Source organism: Staphylococcus pettenkoferi, assembly GCF_002902685.1.
Classification (GTDB): Bacteria; Bacillota; Bacilli; order Staphylococcales; family Staphylococcaceae; genus Staphylococcus; species Staphylococcus pettenkoferi.
Map to the genome: position 1 here is coordinate 15361 of NZ_PPRN01000013.1, position 24385 is coordinate 39745.

The following is a 24385-nucleotide window of genomic DNA, read 5'->3' on the forward strand; positions in this document are numbered from 1 at the left end:
TTCCTCATCTATAACTGGTTATTTGTGTGAAGTATGTCTATGATGCGTCCAACGTACAATTACCATACTCAGTTCAAATAAAACGACGATAGGCAAGGTCAAGATGATGTTAAGCATGAGATCTGGTGGCGCGATGACGCTTGCTAAGACGAAGCTGATAAAGTAAATATATTTCCGATAATGGCGATATTCAGTGATATCAAAGATCTGTAAGTAAGCGAGTCCGTGTAAGATGATAGGTATTTGGAACAGCACGCCAAAGGTCAGTAACCATCTGATGAGTTCGACTAAATATTGTCGCATACCTATCACGGGTTGAATATGCATCATGACAGCTAAACGGTAGGACCACTGAATAATGTAGGGAAAGACGAGAAAGTAACTCAGTAAGATACCACATACAAATAGAATGAGTGACCCTAAACTATAGCGCCAAACGAAGTTGCGTTCGTGTTGTCGCAGTCCAGGGACGATAAAGCGCCATATTTGATAGAACACAAAGGGTGAACTGATACATAAGCTCACAAAGAAGATGACTTTGATATAGAGTTGAATCAATTCAGTGTAGCTAAAGGTATGTAGGAAGACCTTACCCGGTGTAATGAGGTGGATAAACGATGATAACCACCAATGTGAGGTGAAGTAACTTCCTACAAACACGATGCTAATGAAGGTGAGTATAGCGATACAACGTCGTCTCAACTCATCGAAATGCTCGAATAACGTATAATTATTTGGATGATTTACGTTGTTGTTTGGAAGGTCTACTGGGTGTTTCTAATGAATCTGATTCTTCTTCGTCATCGATGTGCTTCGTTGCAGATTTAAATTCACGTAACGTATCTCCAATTGCTTTGCCAAATTGAGGGAGTTTCTTAGGTCCAAAGATGATGAGCGCGATAATGCTAATAATGACGAGGCTTGTAGGTCCTGTCATGCCAAGGATGAAGAGATTTTCCATAGCAGTTTCCTCTTTTCAGTTTTGTATTTTTTCTTTAACTATATTCTAGTTGAGAAATATTATCAATATTTATGTGGGAAATGTCATTAATTTTACGCAAAGTGGGTAATAAATTAACGTTATTCATATTGTGCGACCCACCAATTTGAGTATAATAAGGATATTATGAAAGTAAGGGGATTGAGAATGAGCGAATTTGTTGCAGTAAAGAAGTCAGACGTAGCGCAGTTAAGTGAACTGGCGCAATACACGTTTAAAGAGACATTTAAAGATGCGTATTATACAGAAGAAGACTTTCAGCGTTATTTCGAAGAGAGCTTGAGTGAAGAGGTCTTGCTTGGAGAGCTAGAGCATCCTGAGTCGTGGTTCTACTATTATATGGAGGATGGCGACATCGTGGGTTACTTTAAATTTAATATAGGTACAGCGCAGACAGAACCCATGGGCAAGGATTACTTTGAAGTTCATCGTATTTATTTGTTACCACATGCGCAAAAGGGTGGCCGTGGTAAGGAAATTATTCGCTTTGCGGAAGAGAAGGCACGTGAATTGCAGAAACCGAAGATCTGGTTAGGTGTATGGGAAGAAAATGATTATGCTGTGCAATTCTATCAAAGTCAAGGCTTTCGACAAACAGGTACACACGAATTTCGAACAGGTGATGTCGTTGACCATGATTTAGTGATGGAGAAAGTGTTGGAGGATTAGGTTATAAGTGATAAGAGAAGCGGAACTGAAATTGCACGTCATTTCAGCTCCGCTTTTACTTATATTTCGTGTGATTATCTAACGTTTCATTATAGATTGAATTAACATTCCAATTTGTTCATAAGACGGATTGGTCTCACTTACGTATGGATTGGATTTCAACTCAGTCATTTGATGACTAATCAAATCATTATGCAATGCTTTCGCATCACTATAACGTACTGTTGAAAGTGATTGCATGACATCATCGTATACACCGCTATGCTTATCTATTTCATCTTGATTTGGTGTGTATTGGCAGACCGTTTTACCCGTAGCTAAAGCGTCAAAGATGAGTGAAGCATAGTCCGTTAGCACCACATCAGCAACAAGTATTAAATCTTGCGTTTCGAGGTTGTTTGGTGCAGAAATAGCATGTTCAAGTTCATCAGGGCCTTCACTCTCAGGATGTGGACGATAAATGACGTTATATTTATTGACTAAGCCGTCGCTGATTGGAAGCAAGGCATCATCAGCTTTGCCAGTGTGGCGACTTGGGACATAAAGTAATGTAGGTTTGTCGGAATCGAGTTTAAGTTCTTGGCGAATAAAGGATAAATAAGGCTTGTCAGTCACTTTGTCAAATAAATATCGTACACGTGGATAGCCACAGGTCACGAAATCGAGGTGTTGTGATGGAAATGCAGTTTCAAAGTAAGGTTCACTCGCCTCCGTATCACATACGAGATAGTCTTGTTGCCGCCATTTGTTGAATTGAACTACACGTTCACGATGATTCATAGATAGTGCGTCGTAACGATCTAGGAAGCGTCTTTGAATAGGTGTGCCATGCCATAGTTGAATGATCTTCCCATTAGGCTGCAAATCGCTCGGTATCAAATCTTCGAGAATAACCACTTTCGCACTTTCAATCATCTTCACCGTTTCTTTCGTTTCTGGTGTTAAGAAATTTGGGCCCTTAACGTCTTTCGTGATGAAATAGACGGGCGTCTTCGAATTATGCTTTGCGAGATAGTTGAATAAATAACGTGTATTGCCACGGAATTGGTAATTAGGGCCTAGGACAACGATATGGTCTTGCACTTTCGAAGTGTCTTTTTCATAAATATACGCTTCATTTTTAAACTGTTTCAACGCACGTTGTTGTTTAATGTTGTATAAAAAGTGGGGCGCCTTGAACCCGAAGCGTCGTAACCATTGATGCTCTGGGCGAACATCTTCAGACACCTCAGTTTGCTTACTGCGATAAGGTAACGAATGACGGTGTTCGTAAGCCAAGACGTTAAGTAACATTTGTGTCGTTGGTTCGTAATCGTGTTCTTGAATAATGTCCCATAAGCCAGCGCTCGTCGTAAAGGTATCAGTAAAGTTAAAGACGACATGGCTATCTACTGCAGCCTCACTATTGAGTAAGTTCAGTAAAGCTAAGTCGAATAAATGGTCGACATGATAATCTTTGAGGATGCCTAAGGCTGTCTCGATATGAAAGATCACGTTAGGATAATGATTATTATTATTCATCCAAGCGTTAAAGTGTCCTTGTGCTGTACTGAAACATTGTGACTCGTTGAGGTACACACCATCGACTGCATAATCCACGATCATCGTTTGAGGTTGGAGTTGCACAGCTTCGAGCATATCCTCGTCAATCTCGATACGTGAATCTTCAATGATAAAGTGTGTGTACGATTTCTGTTGCAATGTTTCAAGTTGTGACTCTAAAGTTGACCAATCATCTAACTGGATACGTTTTATCATAATTTATCCCTCTACTCACAAGTTATTTATTACATCATACCACGCTTCTCGGAAGACATTAAAGCTTGACCTACTGGAGAAGAGGTGTATGATATCCATAAATTAGAATCTATAATTCAATAAAAATACATTTAATTTTCAATGTTAAAACTCTCGCTTGCTAAGGGGGCCACACTCAACTAATTCTTTTCGCTCAAAGAGCTTAAAGAATGGATTTTCGTTGTGACCGTGTTCCCTCAAGCGTCTTGAGTACACATTGAAAATTATTTTATATTACAATCTAATAGAAGTTTCTTTAATCTCATACACTATTCTCATTTAAGGTCTTAAGTTTCTCTCTATAGTAATTAACATTTTCTAAATGCTAAATTATATACTAATGTATAATCTTCCATTTATAATTTGTTGAATAAATAAAAGTTAGACACCTGTCAATCTTCTATCATTTGGCTAAATTGTTTATAGACTTGATCTGGTGTAAATTTCTCGACGGTGTTAAAGCCGTGTTCACGGATGGATTCGCATTGTTCAGGATGTTGTATGATTGCTTCAAGTTGTCTAGCTAAAGCGCGTGTGTCGGCATAAGGTAGAAGGTAGCCATTCTCTTTATGGTTAATCAGCGATGCCGGCCCCGTTGTTCCGTCATAACTTAGCACGATACTGCCTTGATTCATCGCTTCCAGAATCACCATGCCAAATCCTTCATTACGTGATGGCACGACAGTGATTTGACTTGAGGCGAGTACTTGAGCTAACTGGGATGTTGGTTCTCGAAGTTGAATCACATCATTGAGTTGATACTGGTGAATCAAATCATTGAGATGATCTTTCTCTTGCCCATTACCATAGATATGCACTTGATAACCGTGTTCTCGGAGCGTCTCTTGCGCTTCATTAATACTCTCGATGAGCAGATCGAAACCTTTTTCATACTCTAAACGGCCAGCTGCAACGATGACCTTCTGACGTTGCACATCAAGGCGGGGTTCATCAATCATATTAGGGATGACATACACCGTTGTGTTTAGCTCTGCCTGATAAGCAACTTGATCTTTCGAAGTCAGTACAGTTAATTTATCTAAATTCTGATACGCTACAAGCATCTCACGTTGGTATGCGTCAGGGTACGCTGCAAGGTTCATATGTTCCATGCCGATCTTCTCCACAGACTGAGGTGCATATTGTGCAGTTAAAATGTTAAAGCTTGCACGTGTACTAATAAGCACATCAGTATCAACACGTTGTAATGCTTTAATGAGTCGACGTTCAACATGACGATTAAACTGTTGACGCCCAGGTTCATGTTGAGAGATGCAACGCGGTTGACCGATGCCGAAATATTTATGGAAACGATTATAGAGAATAGACGTGATATTCTGTGGACGTAATCTGTAATTGACGAGTGATGTGACTTTGATGTTGGGATGGATAGTAAAATACGGGTGTTGCGCACCTTGAAATATGGAAATGATGTGTACGGAATGACCACGTTCAGCAAGTTGATTAGCTAAGTTGGTCACTGCTTTAACCGTACCACCCATCGCAAAAATATTATGCATGAGTATCGTAATCGACTTCACAAGTTATTCCTCCAATGATTCGTGCTTAACTGCCATTATATCATGTTCACAAAATAGTTAATAAATAGAATAAGTGAGAATGAAAGTCAGTTAAAGCGCGAGCGTGTCGTCTTTTACCTGAGGCGAAATTAGATAGCTAAACATATATTTTGCGTAGATTTACATTAGACTCTTTTTTCACGAGACAATAACGTATATAATTAGAAGTGTAAATGAATAAATTTATGCCATAGTATGTAAGTGCTTACACATCTAATGGCAAGTTGTAGAAATCGTTAAGTTGTAGCTCAATAACGCGTTTGAGCCATCAATTAACTCAACGTTTCTATAAACATATTTAGAAGGGGGACTGTATTTGTTATGGCTACAAAACATAGCAAAACAGACGTCATCTTAATTGGTGGCGGCATCATGAGCGCAACATTAGGTACATTGTTGAAAAAGTTAGCTCCAGAGAAAGAAATTCAAATGTTCGAACGCTTATCCGAACCAGCTGAAGAAAGTTCAAACGCATGGAACAACGCGGGGACTGGACACTCAGCACTTTGCGAGTTGAACTATACGAAAGAACAAAAAGATGGCTCAATCGACATTACGAAAGCAGTTAAGATCAACGAGCAATTCCAAATTTCTAAACAATTTTGGAGTCACTTAGTAAGTAACGGCGAACTCTCTTCACCTGAGAACTTCATTCGCCCAGTACCACACATGAGTTTCGTTAAAGGTGTACGCAATGTCGACTTCCTTAAACGTCGTGTGAAGACAATCAAGGAAAGTCCATTATTCAGCAATATGGAAATCACAGATGATAAAGAGAAGATCGCTGAATGGGCACCACTTATGATGGAAGGACGCACTTCCCATGTACCAATGGCTATGACTTATGACAAGACAGGTACAGACGTTAACTTTGGTGCGTTAACACGTAAATTATTCAGTAACTTAAGTGACAAGAAGGGTGTTGACCTTCATTTTAAACATGAAGTCCAAAGCCTCAGCCAACGTCGTAACGGCACTTGGAAAGTTAAAGTAAAAGACTTGAACACAAACGATACACACGTGATTGAATCTGACTTCGTCTTTATCGGTGCAGGCGGTGCGAGCCTTAAACTATTACAAAACACAGGTATCAAACAATCTAAACATATCGGTGGATTCCCAGTTAGCGGTATCTTCCTAGTATGTAACAAAGAAGAAGTTGCGAAAAAACATAACGCGAAAGTATACGGTAAAGCTGCAGTAGGTGCGCCACCAATGTCAGTGCCTCACTTAGACACGCGTTATATTGACGGCAAACGCTCACTACTCTTCGGTCCGTTCGCAGGTTTCTCACCTAAATTCTTGAAGACAGGTTCAAACCTAGACTTATTCAAATCAGTGAAACCAAATAACATCATCACTATGTTATCCGCAGGTGTGAAAGAATTTAACTTAACGAAATACTTAATTTCACAATTAATGCTATCTGACGAAGAACGTATGAACGACTTACGCCAATTCGTTCCAAATGCGAAGAGCGAAGATTGGGAAGTTGTAGTCGCAGGTCAACGTGTACAAGTCATCAAAGATACTGAAGACAGCAAAGGTAACCTCCAATTCGGTACGGAAGTTGTGACTTCAGACGACGGTACATTGTCTGCATTACTCGGTGCGTCACCAGGTGCATCAACAGCCGTAGACATCATGTTAGACCTACTTAAACGTTGCTTTAAAAATGACTTCGCAAAATGGGAACCAGAAATCAAGAAAATGATTCCTTCATTCGGTCAAAAATTAAGCGAAAACAAAGAGCTTTACGACAAAGTTAATGAAGACGTGAAGAAAAATCTTAAAATTGATTAATCTATAGAAATAGGGAAGCGCAGTGGTGTCGTGCCATTGCGCTTCCCTTTGTTTGTGAGAACCAATTAATTCTTGAAGGTGGTTTCTCGCTGGGAGAAAGACAGAAATCTATGATTTCGTGGTCTTTCCCCCGCAAGAAGAGCTAGAATTCATAAGAGTAGAAATCCTTATGAATTCAGATCTTTACTGCGTCTCTTAAAGTAGTTTATCTGCATTACGCAGCTCTAGTAATGGATTTTCGTTGTGGTTTAGCTCCATCAAGCGTCTCGAGTCGACATTGAAAACATTGTAAAATAAATAGTTCAAAATAATAGACATTGTTTCTAGCTAATCTACAAACTGGAAACCCTGCTTTAATAAGCAAGATGGATTTTTCTACCATTTTCTCTATTTCACTTTTTATCATTAATCATATTTTTAAGGGTGTTGAAATTAATTTGAAGCGTTCCAGTAATATATCAATAGCTAATTATGTGAGATATCAGTTTTTAATTCAATTGGTAGTCATAGTAGAAATCATATCCTTCTTCAACGAAACTCTCTTTCAACACAAAAATAAAAAGAGAAGTATTGATGATAGAGTAGTATTAATTTAACAAGAAACAATAACATTCAAATCAGACTACCAAACAGAGAGAGTAATGAGGTTGATTGAAAGTTATTTTAAATAATATTAGATGAAACTATGCTCATCAACGAAACATCGCAATACAAGTAAAAAGGGATGGCGCGACTCTTGAGGGATTAAGGGCGCAGCGAAAATCCAGTAATGATGCGCAAAGCGTGTCATTACTTAGTTGAGCGCGACCCCCTAAGAAAGCGTCGCCATCCCCAATACGCAGTATTGCAAATTAGTAGAATCTAATAAGTTAAATCAAGTCAGTATTAAGATAATAATTTATATCTAGATACCTCATCAACTTCAATTCACATCATTCACAGGCAACTTCACAACAAACATCGTACCTTCACCTTCAGCACTATCAACCTCAATCACACCACCATGCAGCTCAACAATCGTCTTCGCAATCGCCAAACCAAGCCCATTACTCGTATCATCACTACTCATTTTATAAAAACGCTCAAACAACCGCGCCTGAGCCTCCTCAGAAATACCTTGCCCATCATCCTCAATCGACAGCACAACCTGATCCACATCACGGCGCAACGTCACCTCAATCATACCACCACGTTCAGAATACTTAATCGCATTCGACATCAAATTCTGAATCGCTTGATACAACAACTGCTCATTACCCTTAGACTGTACAACCTCCAAATCAGTCAAGATCACTAAGTCTTTCTGATCTGCACTAAACTGATGATGACGCACAATCTCAGTGATAAGCGCGTTAAACTTAACGTTATCATTAAACGTCAAATGGTTGCCGTTATCCAATTCAGCAAGTAACAATAGTTCTTTCGTTAAATTGCTCAACTGTGAAGTGATTTGATGAATTTCTTCTATATGATAGTCACGCTCTTCTTTCGTTTCAGCTTGTTGCAACTGTCCGAGCTGTTGATGAATGTGCGTGAGTGGCGTCTTGATTTCATGTGAAACATTCTGCACGAAATGACTGCGCATATCGTCAAGCTGTTTCAGTGACAAACGCATGCTATCAAAACGATGCTGTAAAGTTCCGAGTTCGTCTTGTCTCGTTTGTTTAATCGGTTCATCGAAACGACCGCGCATGAGTTGTTGGGTCGCTTGTTTCAACTGTTGCACAGGTTTGATGATAGAGTAGGTTGATGAAATGACTAAGATAATAGAAATCAATAGCAGTATCGTGAGTAAGACCGCTAAGAAGACTCTGAATTCACTAAACGTCTTACCGATGTCAGGACGCATGAATACTGCAAGTTTTTCTTTATCCGTAGTAAATTGCACACCTACTGTATTCGATGTCACGTTTTCAAAAAAGCCAGTGATAAACGGATGATATCTCAAATCTCGAATACCATGGTAATCACGACCGCTTAACACATGATTAATATCTTTCTGGCTGACATTGTCTTTGCGAAAGCCTTCGCCGTAATAGTGTTTGTCACCATTTTGGTTGACGGTCATTACTTGATAGTTCATATCTCCGAGGTGTTTAAAATAATGGTCGGTCTGCTCAGCACTTAACGTATCTTGATAGCTGCGTGCTTGTTTCAGTGTCTGCATGATCTTTGCGTCATTGGAAGGCTTCAGTTTGACGTGATAGTACACGTTCGTCAGTAGAAAGCTCAACAATGCGCTAATAAGCATCACAGTAATCGTGTAAATCGCGATGCGACTATATAATGATTTAAACATCTTGCACCACCTTATAACCTAAGCCTCGAACCGTCTTGATGATCACATTTGCGCCGAGTTTGTCTAAGCGTTTACGCAAGCGCTTCACATGAACATCGACGGTACGCTCATCACCTTCGTAATCAAAGCCCCAAATCTTCTCTATCAACAACTCTCTGGAGAAGACTTGTTTCGGTTGAGATGCGAGCAAGAAGAGTAGGGTGAATTCTTTATTAGGAAGGTTCATGCGCTTTTGGTCGACGGCAATTTCAAGATACGCTTGATTTAAAGTGAGGTTGCCGAGTTGAATCTCGGTATCGGCATTTTTCTGATAGCGTCGTAATACTGCGCGTATACGAAACATGAGTTCTTCGACTTCAAAGGGTTTCGTTACGTAGTCGTCTGTCCCTGTAAGGAAAGCGCGTTCTTTGTCACTTAATGCATCACGCGCCGTTAACATGATTACAGGTAAATCTTCATAATCCGCTTTAAGCGTTTCGCAGAGTTCAAAGCCATCCATTCCGTTCATCATGATATCGACGATTGCGATATCTACTTGGTTTGTTTCAAGATAGTCTAGTGCCGCCTCTCCGCTTGATTCAGAGACGACCTTGAGACCTTCGCGTTGTAAGTAGGTTGCGACATAGTGTAGGATTCTTGGATCGTCATCTACCACTAGGCATTTCGTCATATCACGTTCTCCTTCTTTTCGTCTTTATCTTCATTTTAAAAGAAGACAGCAACTTTTGCATGGAATTATTTTCACCTGAGTTCATCTTCAGTTCACATTCACCTCATAAACTAAAGTTGAGAAATCGATAGGGGTTACGAACGAGATGCGACTTGGTTTTAAAATAACTGGAATCAATTTTACCTAAGTTCATCTTCAGTTCACATTCACCTCATAAACTAAAATTAAGAAATCGATAGGAGGAGAAGGATAAGATGAAACTCGCATTAAAAGAAATGAAGTTCTATAAATTTAGATTTATCCTCATCACGTTAATCATATTATTACTCGGCCTAATGGTCTTATTTATCAGCGGATTAGCCAAAGGGCTAGGAAGAGAGAACATCTCATTACTCGACAACATGTCAGCAGAACAGTATGTCATGCAAGATAAGCAACAACCGCAACTTGAAGCATCACAGCTCAACAGTAAGCAACAACAAAAGATAGAAGATATTACGAAAGCTAAACCGATGAAAATCGCATCAGATAAATTGAAACAAGGTAACGACGAATCTGACGTTATCTTAATGAACACAGTGAAAAAAGAGAAACCTGAGTTGAAAGAAGGACATTATCCATCAGGTAAGAACGAAATTGCAGTTAACGACAAACTTACAGCAGATGACATTAACAAAGGTGACACTGTGAAATTGAAGGATGGCAGTAAAGTCAAAGTAGTTGGTGTGCTTGACGATACGATGTATTCACACAGCTCCATCGTTATGATGAGTAACGACGGCTTTAGCCAACACGCATCAGAGAAAGGCACTGCAACATTCTATCCAGTCAAAGATTTATCTAGCAAACAGAAACATGACTTGAAACAAATCGACGATGTAAATAACTATAGTAAAGATGATATTACCGGGGAAATACCAAGTTACCAAGCTGAACAAGCACCATTAACGATGATGATCGTAAGTTTATTTGTCATCACAGCGATTGTGCTTAGTGCATTCTTCTATGTCATGACAATTCAGAAGATCTCTCAAATTGGTATTCTCAAAGCTATTGGTATCAAGACAAAACATTTATTAATGTCATTAGTCAGTCAAATTCTAATTACTACAATCATTGGTGTGGTCATCGCGCTCTTACTCGTATTAGGCTTATCATTCTTCATGCCAGTAAGCATGCCATTCCACCTAGCAACATCAAATATTATCTTAGTTGTAGTCATCTTTATCATCGTAGGACTTATCGGAGCAATCCTGTCATTTATCAAATTATTTAAAGTTGATCCAATCGAAGCAATAGGAGGCGGAGATTAATGAGTTTACAAATTGAACATTTAAAAAAACACTTCGGCCAAGGTGAATCAGAAACACAAGTATTGAAAGATTTAAACTTTGACGTGAAGGAAGGCGAGTTTGTAGTACTCACAGGTGCGTCAGGTTCAGGTAAGACGACTTTACTAACGATTCTTGGCGGCTTGTTAAGTCAGTCTTCTGGAGACATCTTATACAATGACCAACCGCTATTTGATCGCTCTAAAGCGAGTGCCGTGAGACTTCATGAGATTGGATTTATCTTCCAAGAGTCTCATCTCGTGCCTTACCTCACTGTAGAGGAACAGTTGGTTACTGTGGGTCGTGAAGCGGGCATGTCTAAAGGTGATGCTCAGAAGAGAGCGCGTCAGTTGTTGGATGAGATTGGTTTGAGTCATCGCTTGAAAGTGTATCCGAATAGTCTTTCTGGTGGTGAGAAGCAGCGTGTGGCGATTATGCGTGCGTTTATGAATCATCCGAAGATTATTCTTGCGGATGAGCCGACTGCGAGCTTGGATGCGAGCCGTGCGACGGATGTGGTTGAGATGATTCGTGATTATATTCATGATATGGATATGGTTGGGATTATGATTACGCATGATCAGCGTTTGTTTGATTATGCGGATCGTGTGATTTATCTTGAGGATGGTCAGTTGGTTAGTGATAAGTGATGTGTGATTGGTAAAATGTGCCCGTGGATGGTGGTATCATCTGCGGGTATTTTTGTGTTCGTAGGAATAAAGAGTTTGTTCCTAATTTGCAATACTTCGTATTGAGTGGGAGAAACGGCTCGCGTTCTTAGGGGGCCACGCTCAACTAAGTTATGACACGCTTTGCGTATCATTACTGGATTTTCGCTGTGTCCTTAAATCCCTCAAGAGTCTCGCCTACTCCCACCTTTACTTGTATTGCATAGGACGTTGAATTAAGCGATATACTTCTAATTTTGTTCATCATAATCACCACATCCACTACTGTTTTGTTTTAGGTTTAAATTAGAGTTTCGAGGAATATAGTGTATAGTACTAACTTGCAATAGTGCGTATTGGGAGATGGCATGCTTTCTTAGGGGGACGCGCTTAACTAAGTAATGATGCTTGTTGCGCATCATTACTGGATTTTCGCTGCGTCCTTGATCCCTCAAGAGTCAGCCATCTCCTTTTACTTGTATTGCATGGTACGCAGAATTAAATGATATACTTCTAATTTTTGCTCATCATAATCACTACATCCACTACTGTTTTGTTTTTTTAATTTAGTGTTTCAAGGGAGAGAGTGGGCCATGTTAAGGCTATATTACGTAGAGAAGTGTAGATGAAAAATTTAAATTGATTTGATGGAGTGTTTGTAGTTTTATAATAAATTGGACTGACGAAGTAAACATGGATTTACTTCCCAGCCCAATTTTTTGTCTTTAATATAACAATGGCGCAATTATCTCTATAATTACAAATGGTCAAACAAATAAAAAAGAGATAATGCGCCTTTGTCTGATTCTATATCAAAATGTTACGAATTAAAGATAAAAACTTTGATTTGTAAAGAATAGGGATGAAGAAGGCAAGCGAAGTCAAAACATTGCAAACAAACTCGTATCAGTTATTCAAATAATGTTTTAAGCGTTTATCAATTTTTTCTAATACGGTGCGTGCTAGATCTATTTCTTCACCATCGAGGTCGCTTAATAATTGTCCGACGATATCACTGATGACGTTACGTGACTTTTCGCTATATTCATTGCCTTTGTCGGTCAAAGTAATGTATTTATAACGCTGGTCGGTGTGTTCTTCTGATTGTTCCCAACGTACTAAGCCAGCTTGAATGAGTTTTTTGATACGTCGGCTAACGGCAGCTTTATGGACTCCTTGGCGTTCGGTGATTTGTGAGAGGGTTAAGGCTTCTTCGTTGTGCAGTATCATTATGACTTCTTCTTGTTCTTTAGAAATGTTGTAAGAAGCCCTCATATCTTTAAGTAATTGTGTTAATAAACGGTTGGTATCGTCGAGAAATTGACCCATAAAATCTATGTGATTACGTAAATTTTTGACCATAGTTGCACCTCTGAAAGACGAAATTAGTTAAACTTCTATTGGTTGTCTCTATGAGACCTTCTTACAAAATATTAAAGAAACTGCTATAATTAAGCCAATTAAGAAGTTGATATTACTTTTATAGTATCAATAAAATGTATAAGTTGAAAGAATCTATCTATAGTTTATGTGCATAGTTTTGATATATTGCATCTATACGGTTAAGTGTCGCATATTTGTCTATCATTGCACTCATACAAAGAGTTGTTTTCGAGTGCTTTTCAGCTCAATGTTGAGGGAAAACGTGTATGTAAGTTTCTTGATATTACTATGCGGTTCCATACTTAAATTTTTAACCCATTAAGGTACTTCTAGATTTAATAACGTAGATTTGTTTTCAACTTTTAATAAAATGTACGTAAGGCAGTGAGGTGCACCATGATATTTCTACCGATTTTGTTATGCGTGATAAGTTTCACCATATTTCTGGCTATTTATTTCGGTATCAGCCAGGTGATTCAGTTAAATGTTTATATTTTACATGTTTGTCTGGGCTTTGCCGTAATTCTATATCATGTGATTACTCAGACGGTGCCGTTTGACCTTATCATTTTACTCTTGGCTCAAGTGGTATTGTTACATGTTAAACATCGGTCGCTCAACAATCAAGCAGTGGGATTAAGGTTCTACGCGAGATTGTATCGCATCGTGGGATGGGCGGTGCTGTTCACAGTTGCGACGCGTTATATCAGCACGATGCCCATAGGGTTGAATGCGATCTTTGCATGGTTGTCGGCGATAGGGCTCAGTGCGTTGTATGCGTTGAGTTGTTTCGCGGCTATGGTCTCAGCCTATCATGATAAAAATGCGAGCGTTCGACCTGCAGATATCTTTCTCGTGCTTGGGGCAGGCATCTATACTGAACAGGTGACACCGATGCTTGCGTCACGTTTGGACAAGACGTTAGCGTTATGGAGACGACAGCCTCAGACGCCGATTCTGGTTAGTGGAGGTCAAGGGCCAGATGAGCCGATACCTGAAGCTTTGGCGATGCAGCGGTATCTTATTGCTAAAGGTGTACCACGCGAGTTGATTTATCTTGAATCCGCATCGACGAGTACATTTGAGAATATTGCTTCTTCTCAAACAGTGCTCGCAGATTTAGGTTTTCTCAATAGCCATATCGTTTGTATCACGAGTCATTTCCACATTATGCGAGCGTTACGCTTTGGACAGAAACTAAATCTTAAGATGGAAGGGGTGGGCAGTGCTTCGCCGTTATCTTTCCTCCATATCCAGCTTGTGCGTGACTTTCTCGCAATCATGTACCAATATCGTTTATTATTGACGATTTACTTTGCGGTACTATTCTTCAGCAGTATCATTGCGATGTGGTTTATTCCGCATTAGTTCGAGTGTTATTACGACTTGATTTCAGTTGTAATAACGCTTTTTTAATACGCTCTTGACGAGTAAAAGGGTCGTTCTATTTGTAAACTTTTATAAATTGAAAGTTTACATTAATTAGAGAAAGCGCTATGATATAGAAGTAGTAAGTTGTTACATACGGGTATATTCTAATATTAAGAATAGGAGTTTTTTCTATGGAATTAGCTGAAAGAATCTTACAAGGGGAAGCTATTTCGAAAGATGAATTCTTACATATTTACGAAGATGAATCCATCGATACGTTGCTCTTGTTGAATGAAGCATATAAATTACGTAAGCATTTTTATGGGAAAAAGGTTAAGCTTAACATGATTCTCAATGCGAAAAGTGGAATTTGTCCTGAAGATTGTGGCTACTGTGGTCAGTCTCGTGAAATGAAGCAGAAGACGCGTTATAGCTTGATTTCGCAAGAGGAGATTATGAACGGTGCGGATGTAGCGAGTGAACATAATATCGGTACTTACTGTATCGTGATGAGTGGTCGTGGCCCAAGTGATAAAGAGGTGACGCACATCAGTGAGACGGTGGAACAAATCAAAGCGAAACACCCTCAGTTACGTCTGTGTGCCTGCCTTGGTTTAGCGAATGAGAAGCAAGCGAAGCAATTGAAAGATGCTGGTGTGGATCGTTACAACCACAATATTAATACGAGTGAGAATTATCATGGCAATGTGGTGACGACGCATACATATCAAGACAGAACCAATACGATTGAGATTATGAAAGAGAACAACATTTCACCATGTTCTGGAGTGATTTGCGGAATGGGCGAGTCTAACCAAGATATCTTGGATATGGCTTTCGCGTTAAAAGAAATGGATGCGGACAGTATTCCGATTAACTTCCTCCATCCGATTAAAGGCACGAAATTTGGTGATAAAGATGAGCTTACACCGATGAAATGTCTACGTATCGTATCTTTATTCAGATTGATTAATCCAACGAAGGAAATTCGTATCGCGGGTGGTCGTGAGATTAATTTACGTTCACTTCAACCGTTGGCGTTGAAAGCTGCAAACTCCATCTTTGTAGGGGACTACTTGATCACAGGTGGACAACCGAACCAAATGGATTTCAAGATGATTGAAGACTTAGGATTTGAAATTGATAAGAATAATGCAGAACCTACGCCGGTTAAAGAGAATTTAACAGTCTAATAATAGAATATTGATAAAAGCCTCAGATAAGTGAGAAGCCGATAGATTGATGATATGCAGTGAATATGAAGGATTGTATTGCTTGCATGTCTCAATTGCTATCGGCTTTTTTATAATATTTTGTTTTTTACGACGAAGTGGACAATAAATGTCTGTGTGCATCTCTATAATTGTGTTTAGAAACAAGTAATTAGACAATATATTTCAACGGTACATAGATTGATTGAAATATAGATAGTTAGAATGTGCTTGTTTAATAAACTTATTTGAGGTGTTGTATTTATGAAAAGATTAATTGTTGTATGTCTCGGCTTGATGATTCTGCTTGCCGCATGTGGCAACAAAGTTGATGGTACATACAAGAACGAAGAACTCACACTTAGAGCAGATGATGATGCGGAAACTGCTCAAATTAATTATGATACTGGAGATGATGAGTTGAATGAGTGGATGGAGGAAGAAGAGGAAGATCTCAATTATAAAGGGGAAATAGATAAAAAGAAAAAGACGATGACCTTTAAGGATAAAAAAGGTAATGTTGAAATGAAAATGAGTTATAAAGTCAAAGGTAAAAAGCTTATCTTAAAAGATAAATCTGGTAGCAGTGGTGATGAAAAAATTGTATTGAAGAAACAAGAAAAATAACCAAAAGAAAACGGGAGTGAGACAGAAATCGACTTGATTTCGTAGTCTCACCCCCGCAAGGTTGACTATCACTAGAGAAAACGCACGCAATCTTAAAAGTTGCGTGCGTTTTGTATTGAATTAATCTCTTTTATCAAAAGGAGATTTGAATGGCCACCAGTTACCTTTACCGAATGATTTCGCTACGGCTGGAATAAAGAGTGGTAGCATAAAGATGTTGTAAATGAGTAGTCCAAGGATAACGACAGTTGCGATTTCCATCAATGTCATTGCGCCTGATGTGTAGAGGGCTGCAACGGTACCGATAAGAATGATACAAGCTGTCATGATCACGACACCCATTTTACGCATAGCAGTGAGCAGTGCGTCGTGAATATCTTTGCCACCTTTCACTTCCTCGCCGAAGCGGTTCACTAGGAAGATGGCGTAGTCGACACCGAGTGCCATCAGAACGACGAAGCTGAAGAATGGCACCACGAGTAACAGTCCACCCATGCCTAAGATATTGTCGAAGATGAGGTTCGCAATACCGATAGAAGCATAGTAAGTGATTAAGATAGATGCAATCATGTACAGTGGCATGATGATTGAACGTTCAAAGATCAATAGCACGATAAATAGGAAGATCGTAATGAGCACGATTGCTTTCGTCATATCGTTATCAATCGTAGTTTGTAAGTCGTTATTCTCTGATGATTTACCACCGTATTCAATTGTACTATCTTTGAATGACGTATCTTTCACTTGATTGTCTACAGTGTGGTGAATTGAGTCGACAGTGTTCATCGCTTTCTTAGAGAATGGATCGTCGGAAAGCTCAACGTTGAGTAAGAGCACTTTACCGTTACCATCACTGTATTGATCGATTGAGTCTTTAATCTTATCATTCTTCAACATATCATCCGTAATATACATGCCTGACTTGTTGATGCCGTCGTCTTTAGACATGTCTTTCAAGCGTTTCTGAAGTTTCTTCTGACCGTCTTGAACTTGAGAAATACCTTGTTGTGATTGTTGAAGTCCTTTAGACATTTGGCCAGCTTGTTGCGTCACTTTCTGATTCGCTTGTTGAGGTGCTTGACTACCTTGCATCATCAAGCCTTGAACTTTCTGGCTATCAGTCAGTGGTGAAACTTGGGAGTTCATTTGACCAAGTCCATCATTCACTTCACCTAAGCCGTTATTAGCATCATCAATCTTCTTCTGCATTTCGTTCAGTTGATAAGTTGCTTTAAGCTGTTTGATCGGTTCACCAGTTGGACGTGTGATTGTGTTGACTTTGTCCACGCCTTTAACCTTTTCAATAGACTGAGAAAGGGCTTCTAAATCGTTGATACCTTTCTTCGTTGTCAATTTATCGTCGTCTTTAATAGCAATTTGTACTGGGAACGCTTGGCCTTCAGAGAACTTATCTTTAATAATATTGATGGCTTTGATAGAACCATAGTCATCACTAATTTCGTTCGTATTGTCGTACGTAATTTTGTTAGGTGCAAAGATGATGATCGGCACCATGATGATGAGTACGATAACTAATGCTAAGAATGGTTTGCCAGATGTAAAATGACCGAGTTTGCCCCAGAGTTTACTATCTTTGTGTGAACTTGCTTGTTTACTTGGCCAGAATACTTTACCGCCGAGCAACATGAGAATCGTTGGCAATAAAGTAAAGAGTATGATCATCATACAGAGCACACCGACAGCGATACCGACAGCTGAACGGAAGAGCTCGAATCTCACGAAGAACAGTGCCGCAAATCCAACGAGTACAGTAATCGCACAAATCAGTATTGTACGTCCGCCATTTTTAAACGTATGGTAGACTGCATCGAAGTTGGATTGATCTTTACCCAATTCCTCTTTATACCGGTTGAGTAGCAGGATACAGTAATCGGTTCCGATACCGAATAGTAATGCTACCAAGAACGGTTGAATGTAGATTGAAACTGGGAAATCAGCGTATTTCACGAGCAACGCTAAGATACCTTGTGAGAAAGCATAAGACAATCCGATGAGTACAAGCGGCACGAAAGGCGTTACCACTGAGCGGAAGACTAAGAATAAGATGACGAGAATGAGAACGAACGTTACAATTTCAGTCGTCTTCAAGCCGTCGTCAACGCTCTTATTGATGTCATCGAAAATAATGTCATTGCCTGTCACGTATGTGCCTTTGAAGTTATTATCTAGGTGTTTGATATCTTTCGCAGCATCTAACGTTTTATTACGATCGTTGTCCGTGTCGATTGGAATCATCACGGCTTTCTTATCTTTAGAGACGAGTTTGTCTTCTACGTCTTTATTCTGGAAAGGTGAAATTGTGTCTTTAACACCTTTCGTATCTTCAATCTTATCTATATATTTCTTTATGTCTTTCTTGCTGTCATTATCGAGTTTCTTATCGATTTCAATGACTGCACTGATACTTTTAGAATCCGCACCTACGTCCTTGAGTTTCTCGGTGTATTGTTGAGACGTCGTATCTTTAGGAGGTACGATGTTCCCGTTGTCACTTGCGAGTTTGGATAGGTTAGGAGCGAAGAGTATCGCACAAGCCACTGCGATAATTACGATAATTGAAATTAGCCATCTGAATTTCAGTATCGTCTTCATAATATCCTCCTTATGTTTAAAATGAACATTGTAAATATACTACAGTAGTTGATAGTAGTCAACTAATATTTTAAAATATACATATTAAACTATAACCGAATAGCGTTTTAAACTAACATGATGTAATATTGAATCATTATCTAGGACCAAATATGTATATTCACGCACGCGAAATCGCATTATAATAGAAAGTGGAGAGCTACTTGCTTTTAAAAATAGCGAGAGTGAAGACAGATGATAAAATTAAATGAGAAATGACTCTATTAAGAATATAATTAAAACAAGTCACGACGAATAGATCATTTGTGTTGAATCAATGTTTTATATGTTAAAATGATGAAATAATATGTCGAAAAGAAATAGAGGTGATGAGATGCGACAGTGTCCGAAATGTGGGCAAGAGGTGCCGAAAGATGCCGACCGATGTCCACACTGTAACTATGAGATGAATCAGCAGTCTAAGGGAGAAACGCGTAAGAAAGCGAATATTAAGGTGCGCAAGATTGTACCGTGGGGCATTGCAGGCTTTATCGTCATACTCTTAATCATCCTATTCTTTCTACTGCGTAACTTTAATTCACCGGAGTCGCAAAGCAATCTCTTGATTAACGCGATTGATAATAATGATACGCAGAAGTTGTCGACGATACTCAGTACGAAAGACAATAAAGTTGACGGAGCGCAAGCTGACGCTTACATAAAGTATATTAAAAAGAATGTCGGCATGAAGAAATTTAAATCTGAAGTGAATCAAAAGATTTCCGACCTTAATCACAGTGATAATCGAATTAAAGATCACGTCACTTCGAAAAATGGTGATGATTTACTTCAAATTACGAAAAATGGTCGTCGCTATCTCTTCTTCGATAACATGAACTTCACAGCACCATCGAAAGAAGCGATTGTGAAGCCGAAGATGGATGCGACATACAAGTTCAAAGCGAATGATCAACAGAAGACAGTAGAAGCGGATAAAAATAAATCGACCTCCCTCGGTCGTTTTATCCCTGGTGATTATGAAATCGATGCGAAGAAACAGACAGAAACAGGGCAATTCCACGGCCGTTTGAAATTTAGTTTCGACGATAGTAATAAAGAGACGGTCAACGTCTCGGAAGATTTCAATGAAGCGTACATTGAACCGAAACTTGAGGGTGCGAGTCAACTGAATACAAGTTCAATCAAGATTCATATCAATGACCAAACTTATGATTATAAGAAAGGACAGGCTTATGGTCCATTCCCTCAATCTCAAGAGGTAAAAGTATCGGCTGAAGGTCAAGCGAAGAAGAAAACATTTAAGACGAACGAAACAACAGTGAAGACGGACAATATGAAGCCGCACACTTCAGTTTCATTGAAGTTCGATAATGATGCGATTGAGAAATACGTAGAGAAGAAAGAGAAAGAAGAAAGTAGTTTCAAAGATAAATTATCCCGTTTCTTCTTTAACTATGTAAATGCTTTTAATATGGCGACCGCCCAAAATGATTTTGGGCTGGTCTCCCAGTATTTAAAGAAAGACTCTACGAATTACAAATCGACACGACACGTAATTGAAAGTGACGCAACAATCAATGCGGAACAACCTCAAATTCTAGATGTCATTAAGAAAGGTCATACATTTTACGTCACTACAAATGAGCGTAAGACTGATGGCACGTATGGTCAGGTCGATTATGAACTTGAAGGCAATAGTAATGACGAGGATTTACAAATTGTGAAAAGCTCAGATTAATGATCTCACTCTGAAATAGTGCTTAATAACAAAGTTAAAGTGCTAAGAGTGAGGTCTTTTTATATAGGTAGAAAGGTTTCAAGCGCGAAAGATTAGCGCTATAATGGTAACAATATTCTTTACTTGAGGAGATGAGCGTATGCAGTCTAAGAAAGGGAGCCAAGTGCTTTATATCATTATTCTAGGTGCACTGACTGCAATCGGTGCTATGTCGATTGATATGTTTCTACCTGGACTGCCTGAAGTTCAGCGTGATTTCAATACATCTGCGAGTAGTGCACAACTTACACTCGGACTCTTTATGGTGGGGCTCGCATTAGGTAACCTATTTGTCGGTCCGTTGTCAGATACGTATGGTCGACGTCGTCCCTTAACGATAGGCATGCTTGTCTTTACGGTAGCGAGTTTAGGTATCGTGTTTGCGCCAAATATTTGGGTGATGATAGGTTTGCGCTTCATCCAAGGGCTCTGTGGTGGTGCCGGTGCGGTACTATCACGATCTATAGCGAGTGATTTGTATCAAGGTCAAGCGCTAACACAATTTATGTCGATGTTGATGCTCGTCAATGGTGTTGCACCAGTCATTGCACCTGCATTAGGTGGCGTTATCATCACAGTTGCACATTGGCAGGTCGTCTTCATGGTGCTTGTCGTCTTCGGTGTTTGTTTAACACTTGGCAGTTATATGCAAGTAGGTGAAACGCTTGAGGTGGAACAGCGCGAGCCTTTAGCTTTGAAAAGCATCTTTGTAAGTTTCGGGCAATTATTAGCACAACCTCGATTCTTAATTCCGATGTTGATTCAAGGATTTACGTTCGTACTATTATTTAGTTATATTTCAGCTTCTTCATTTATTACGCAAGCAATCTATAGTTTATCTCCTTTACAGTTTAGTCTTGCGTTCGCTTTTGTCGGAATTACATTAATTGTAGTGACACAACTCACGAGCAAACTAGTGGTTTATATTAGCGAAGAACGATTATTACGTATTCTCACGCTCATACAACTTGTAGGTATTGTTGGGGTCAGTACCATCCTTATTGCACACTGGCACATTCTGTTACTTATTGTTGGATTCGTTATCTTAGTATCTCCTGTGCCTGCTGTGGCAACCCTCTCATTTACAATCGCGATGGGTGAGGTAAAACGTGCGCGTGGTAGTGCGTCGAGTTTGTTGGGTCTGGTTCAGTATCTCTTTGGAGGCATCGTAACCCCATTAGTTGGTTTGAAGGGCGAGACGCACAGTGAGCCGTATCTCATCATTATTATTGTTACAGGCGTGATATTAGTCGTACTTCAACTTTTATTCGTACGTGTCTTTCGCAGTCGAAATATCTGACTTTGCGTAAAAGAGGAGCCATTCACGTTTTATAAAAATTAAATAGAATTAAAGGTATAATTGACAACCGTTATCAATTACGTATAATTGAGAATAAGTATCAATTGTCGCGCAATTGGTGAAATTAAATGAAATGAGGGAATGGAATGAAAAAGATTATACCTATTCTAATTGCTTTTATCCTGGTGCTCTCGGCATGTGGAAATGGCGGTAAAGATAGTAGTTCAAAGGGAGACAAGCATGAAGTGAAACATGCGATGGGTACGACTGAAGTGCCGAAACATCCTAAACGAATCGTGGTGTTAACGCATGAAGGAACTGAAGCGCTTGTCGCAATGGGTGTGAAACCTGTCGGTGCGGTCAACTCATCTAATGGCGACCCTTGGTATCCGCACTTGAAAGATAAGTTCGATGGTATTAAGCCTGTAGGGGACGAGCTTAAGATTAATATGGAAGAAATTGCGAAGTTGAAACCGGATTTAATTATCGGTAATAAGTTTAGAGATGAAGCGCAGTATAAGAAATTATCTAAGATTGCGCCAACGGTCTTCTCTAAAGAATTACGTGGTGACTGGAAAGACAACTTTAAATTGTATGCGAAAGCAATTAATAAAGAAGACAAAGGTAAAGAAGTGCTTAAGGATTATGATGATCATGTGAAGAAAGTCAGTGATGAATTGGGTGACAAGAAGAATCAAACGGTATCGATGGTTCGTTTTATGCCGGGTGATGTGAGAATTTATCATCAGAAGACGTTTAGTGGTCAGATCTTGAAGGAGTTAGGTGTGAAGCGTCCTGAAGGTCAGGATAAGAATGACTTCGTTGAGAAAGGGTTGTCTAAAGAGCGAATTAAAGCGATGGATGGCGACTATCTGTTCTATTTCACTTATCAGGATGGTGATAAGAAGGTGACTCAGCTTGAGAAGGATTGGCTGAATGATCCTGAGTTTAAGAAGTTAAATGCGTCTAAGAAGGGACATGTGTATAAGGTAAGTGATGATGTGTGGAATACGTCTGGTGGTGTGTTGTCGGCGAATCAAATGATCGATGAGCTGAAGGATAAGATGATGGAGAAGTAATATGATGTTTCTTACTAATTGATGTTCGTAAGAACATAATATCTTCTACTAATTAGCAATACTGCGTATTGGGGTGGGAGCAACGGCTCGAGTTCTTAGGGGAGAAGCACAGAAATCTATGATTTCGTAGTGCTTCCCCCGCGAGGATGACTAGAGTTTGAGAAAGCGAAAAGCCTTCTCAAATTCAGTCAGCTATCGCGAGCGCTCAAATAAAAGTTTAAAACAATAATAATAAGCACTAAGATGTTTTGGTCAGCCATATATCTTAGTGCTTTCTAAATATTTATATACATATATTAGGGATTATAAGTAAATTTTTCAATGTAGACTTGAGACGCTTGATGGAGCTAGACCACAACGAAAATCCATTCTTTAAGCTCTTTGAGCGAAAAGAATTAGTTGAGTGTGGTCCCATAAGCAAGCGAAAGTTATAACATTGAAAAATGACTAATGTTTCAAATTTTATATCTGTATAGATGATCAATAGTTTAAAGGCTTGGGAGTGATTCTCAAGCCTTTTTACCATGTGCGGGAAGGCTATCTACCTCATCGCTGCAATTTAACAGTATTTGCGAGTAGGATTTGGGCGAGTTGTTCGTAGGGTTCTTGACAACCTTCTCGTATCCAGAAGTAAATGACGCCCATTTGACCGCCGAGTGAGTAGGTCACGAAATGTTTTTTGTTGATGATGCGGTTGCTGTAGTTGTCGAGTATGAGTTCGTATGTTTCTCGAGTAGCAGCGATATATTCTTGGAACAGTGAGCGGTTAGGAAATTTAATCAGGATGGCATGAAAGAATCGCAAGTTGCGTTTGATGTAGCGTAGGACAATTTTAAAGAACTGAAAGATGCAGTCTTGGTTTGATTTACCTTCAGCTACGGAATGGTAAAGTGCATTTAAGAGTCGTTTGTATTTTTGTAAATGATAGTTTTGGATTGAGTGTAATAGATCGTATTTGTCTAGGAAGTAATCGTAGAATGTAGAACGATTTACTTGGCTATAGGCGCAAATCATCTTAATTGTGATACTTTCGAAAGGATATTCTTCGAGCAAAGTTATAGTGTTGTGGATAATCTTATGTTTCGCCTTTTGCTTCATTTTATCACCTATATTTTATCAACTTTAATGTTACCCGACACATTTGTTTAAGATGTCGGTGTTTTTTTGGGATACACCTATCTATAATATATAAGGTGAATTTTAAAAG

General features: G+C 39.2%; 18 protein-coding genes and 1 pseudogene. 10 read left to right on the forward strand and 9 right to left on the reverse strand.

Features of this window, described 5'->3' with window-relative positions; all coding sequences use genetic code 11:
• Positions 1-18: 18 nt before the first annotated feature.
• Both tatC and tatA read right to left on the reverse strand, forming a co-directional pair.
• A pseudogene (tatC, locus tag CD126_RS02515) lies at positions 19-714 on the reverse strand (twin-arginine translocase subunit TatC); the annotation flags it as partial.
• A gap of 16 nt (positions 715-730) precedes the next feature.
• Complete coding sequence (gene tatA, locus CD126_RS02520) at positions 731-961, reverse strand: twin-arginine translocase TatA/TatE family subunit (protein WP_049406235.1); 231 nt, start codon at positions 959-961, stop codon at positions 731-733.
• 186 nt (positions 962-1147) lie between these two features.
• Here tatA and CD126_RS02525 point away from each other — a divergent pair, with 186 nt between their 5' ends.
• Complete coding sequence (locus CD126_RS02525; RefSeq protein WP_103369978.1) at positions 1148-1669, forward strand: GNAT family N-acetyltransferase; 522 nt, start codon at positions 1148-1150, stop codon at positions 1667-1669.
• A 78-nt stretch (positions 1670-1747) separates the two neighbouring features.
• Here CD126_RS02525 and CD126_RS02530 read toward each other — a convergent pair whose 3' ends face one another.
• A complete protein-coding gene (locus CD126_RS02530; RefSeq protein ID WP_103369979.1) occupies positions 1748-3427 on the reverse strand; it encodes a CDP-glycerol glycerophosphotransferase family protein in 1680 nt (559 codons plus the stop codon).
• Between the two features lie 431 nt (positions 3428-3858).
• On the reverse strand, positions 3859-5007 hold the full coding sequence (locus CD126_RS02535; protein ID WP_049406240.1) for a glycosyltransferase family 4 protein: 1149 nt from the start codon (positions 5005-5007) through the stop codon (positions 3859-3861).
• 360 nt (positions 5008-5367) lie between these two features.
• On the opposite strand from CD126_RS02535, the gene mqo reads away from it, so the two are divergent.
• A complete protein-coding gene (gene mqo, locus CD126_RS02540) occupies positions 5368-6849 on the forward strand; it encodes a malate dehydrogenase (quinone) (protein ID WP_002472133.1) in 1482 nt (493 codons plus the stop codon).
• A 922-nt stretch (positions 6850-7771) separates the two neighbouring features.
• Here mqo and CD126_RS02545 read toward each other — a convergent pair.
• Together CD126_RS02545 and CD126_RS02550 are read right to left on the reverse strand one after the other, a co-directional pair.
• A complete protein-coding gene (locus CD126_RS02545; RefSeq protein WP_049406242.1) occupies positions 7772-9148 on the reverse strand; it encodes a HAMP domain-containing sensor histidine kinase in 1377 nt (458 codons plus the stop codon).
• The gene (locus tag CD126_RS02550; RefSeq protein ID WP_049406245.1) at positions 9141-9818 is read right to left on the reverse strand and encodes a response regulator transcription factor; all 678 of its coding nucleotides are present in this window, start codon (positions 9816-9818) and stop codon (positions 9141-9143) included. The genes CD126_RS02545 and CD126_RS02550 overlap by 8 nt, the downstream gene beginning before the upstream one ends.
• A gap of 254 nt (positions 9819-10072) precedes the next feature.
• On the opposite strand from CD126_RS02550, the gene CD126_RS02555 reads away from it, so the two are divergent.
• Together CD126_RS02555 and CD126_RS02560 are read left to right on the forward strand one after the other, a co-directional pair.
• Positions 10073-11131, forward strand: a complete 1059-nt coding sequence (locus CD126_RS02555) for an ABC transporter permease (RefSeq protein ID WP_103369980.1) — start codon at positions 10073-10075, stop codon at positions 11129-11131.
• Positions 11131-11799, forward strand: a complete 669-nt coding sequence (locus tag CD126_RS02560; RefSeq protein ID WP_002472132.1) for an ABC transporter ATP-binding protein — start codon at positions 11131-11133, stop codon at positions 11797-11799. Before CD126_RS02555 ends, CD126_RS02560 begins: the two co-directional genes overlap by 1 nt.
• A 924-nt stretch (positions 11800-12723) precedes the next feature.
• On the opposite strand, the gene CD126_RS02565 is transcribed toward CD126_RS02560, so the two are convergent.
• Positions 12724-13179, reverse strand: coding sequence for a MarR family transcriptional regulator TcaR (locus tag CD126_RS02565; protein WP_049406248.1), 456 nt, complete (start codon positions 13177-13179; stop codon positions 12724-12726).
• Between the two features lie 492 nt (positions 13180-13671).
• Between CD126_RS02565 and CD126_RS02570 the strand changes: the two genes are divergently transcribed.
• The 3 genes from CD126_RS02570 (at position 13672) to CD126_RS02580 (ending at position 16409) form a co-directional block, all read left to right on the forward strand.
• Complete coding sequence (locus CD126_RS02570) at positions 13672-14568, forward strand: YdcF family protein (protein WP_240626084.1); 897 nt, start codon at positions 13672-13674, stop codon at positions 14566-14568.
• Positions 14569-14762: 194 nt separating this feature from the next.
• Positions 14763-15764: a biotin synthase BioB gene (gene bioB, locus CD126_RS02575; protein WP_002472181.1), complete on the forward strand. Its 1002-nt coding sequence runs from the start codon at positions 14763-14765 to the stop codon at positions 15762-15764.
• A gap of 282 nt (positions 15765-16046) precedes the next feature.
• Complete coding sequence (locus CD126_RS02580; protein ID WP_103369982.1) at positions 16047-16409, forward strand: hypothetical protein; 363 nt, start codon at positions 16047-16049, stop codon at positions 16407-16409.
• A 120-nt stretch (positions 16410-16529) separates the two neighbouring features.
• Here CD126_RS02580 and CD126_RS02585 read toward each other — a convergent pair whose 3' ends face one another.
• Positions 16530-19022, reverse strand: coding sequence for an MMPL family transporter (locus tag CD126_RS02585; RefSeq protein WP_049406253.1), 2493 nt, complete (start codon positions 19020-19022; stop codon positions 16530-16532).
• Between the two features lie 346 nt (positions 19023-19368).
• On the opposite strand from CD126_RS02585, the gene CD126_RS02590 reads away from it, so the two are divergent.
• From CD126_RS02590 to CD126_RS02600, 3 genes are all read left to right on the forward strand, one after another.
• A complete protein-coding gene (locus tag CD126_RS02590) occupies positions 19369-20760 on the forward strand; it encodes a membrane-associated protein TcaA (RefSeq protein WP_232620125.1) in 1392 nt (463 codons plus the stop codon).
• 139 nt (positions 20761-20899) lie between these two features.
• On the forward strand, positions 20900-22099 hold the full coding sequence (locus CD126_RS02595; protein WP_103369983.1) for a putative multidrug effflux MFS transporter TcaB: 1200 nt from the start codon (positions 20900-20902) through the stop codon (positions 22097-22099).
• Between the two features lie 146 nt (positions 22100-22245).
• Positions 22246-23178 (forward strand): ABC transporter substrate-binding protein, encoded by a 933-nt coding sequence (locus CD126_RS02600; protein ID WP_049406259.1) that lies wholly within the window; start codon positions 22246-22248, stop codon positions 23176-23178.
• 546 nt (positions 23179-23724) lie between these two features.
• Here CD126_RS02600 and CD126_RS02605 read toward each other — a convergent pair.
• Positions 23725-24276 (reverse strand): TetR/AcrR family transcriptional regulator, encoded by a 552-nt coding sequence (locus tag CD126_RS02605; RefSeq protein ID WP_049406262.1) that lies wholly within the window; start codon positions 24274-24276, stop codon positions 23725-23727.
• Between the last annotated feature and the right edge of the window lie 109 nt (positions 24277-24385).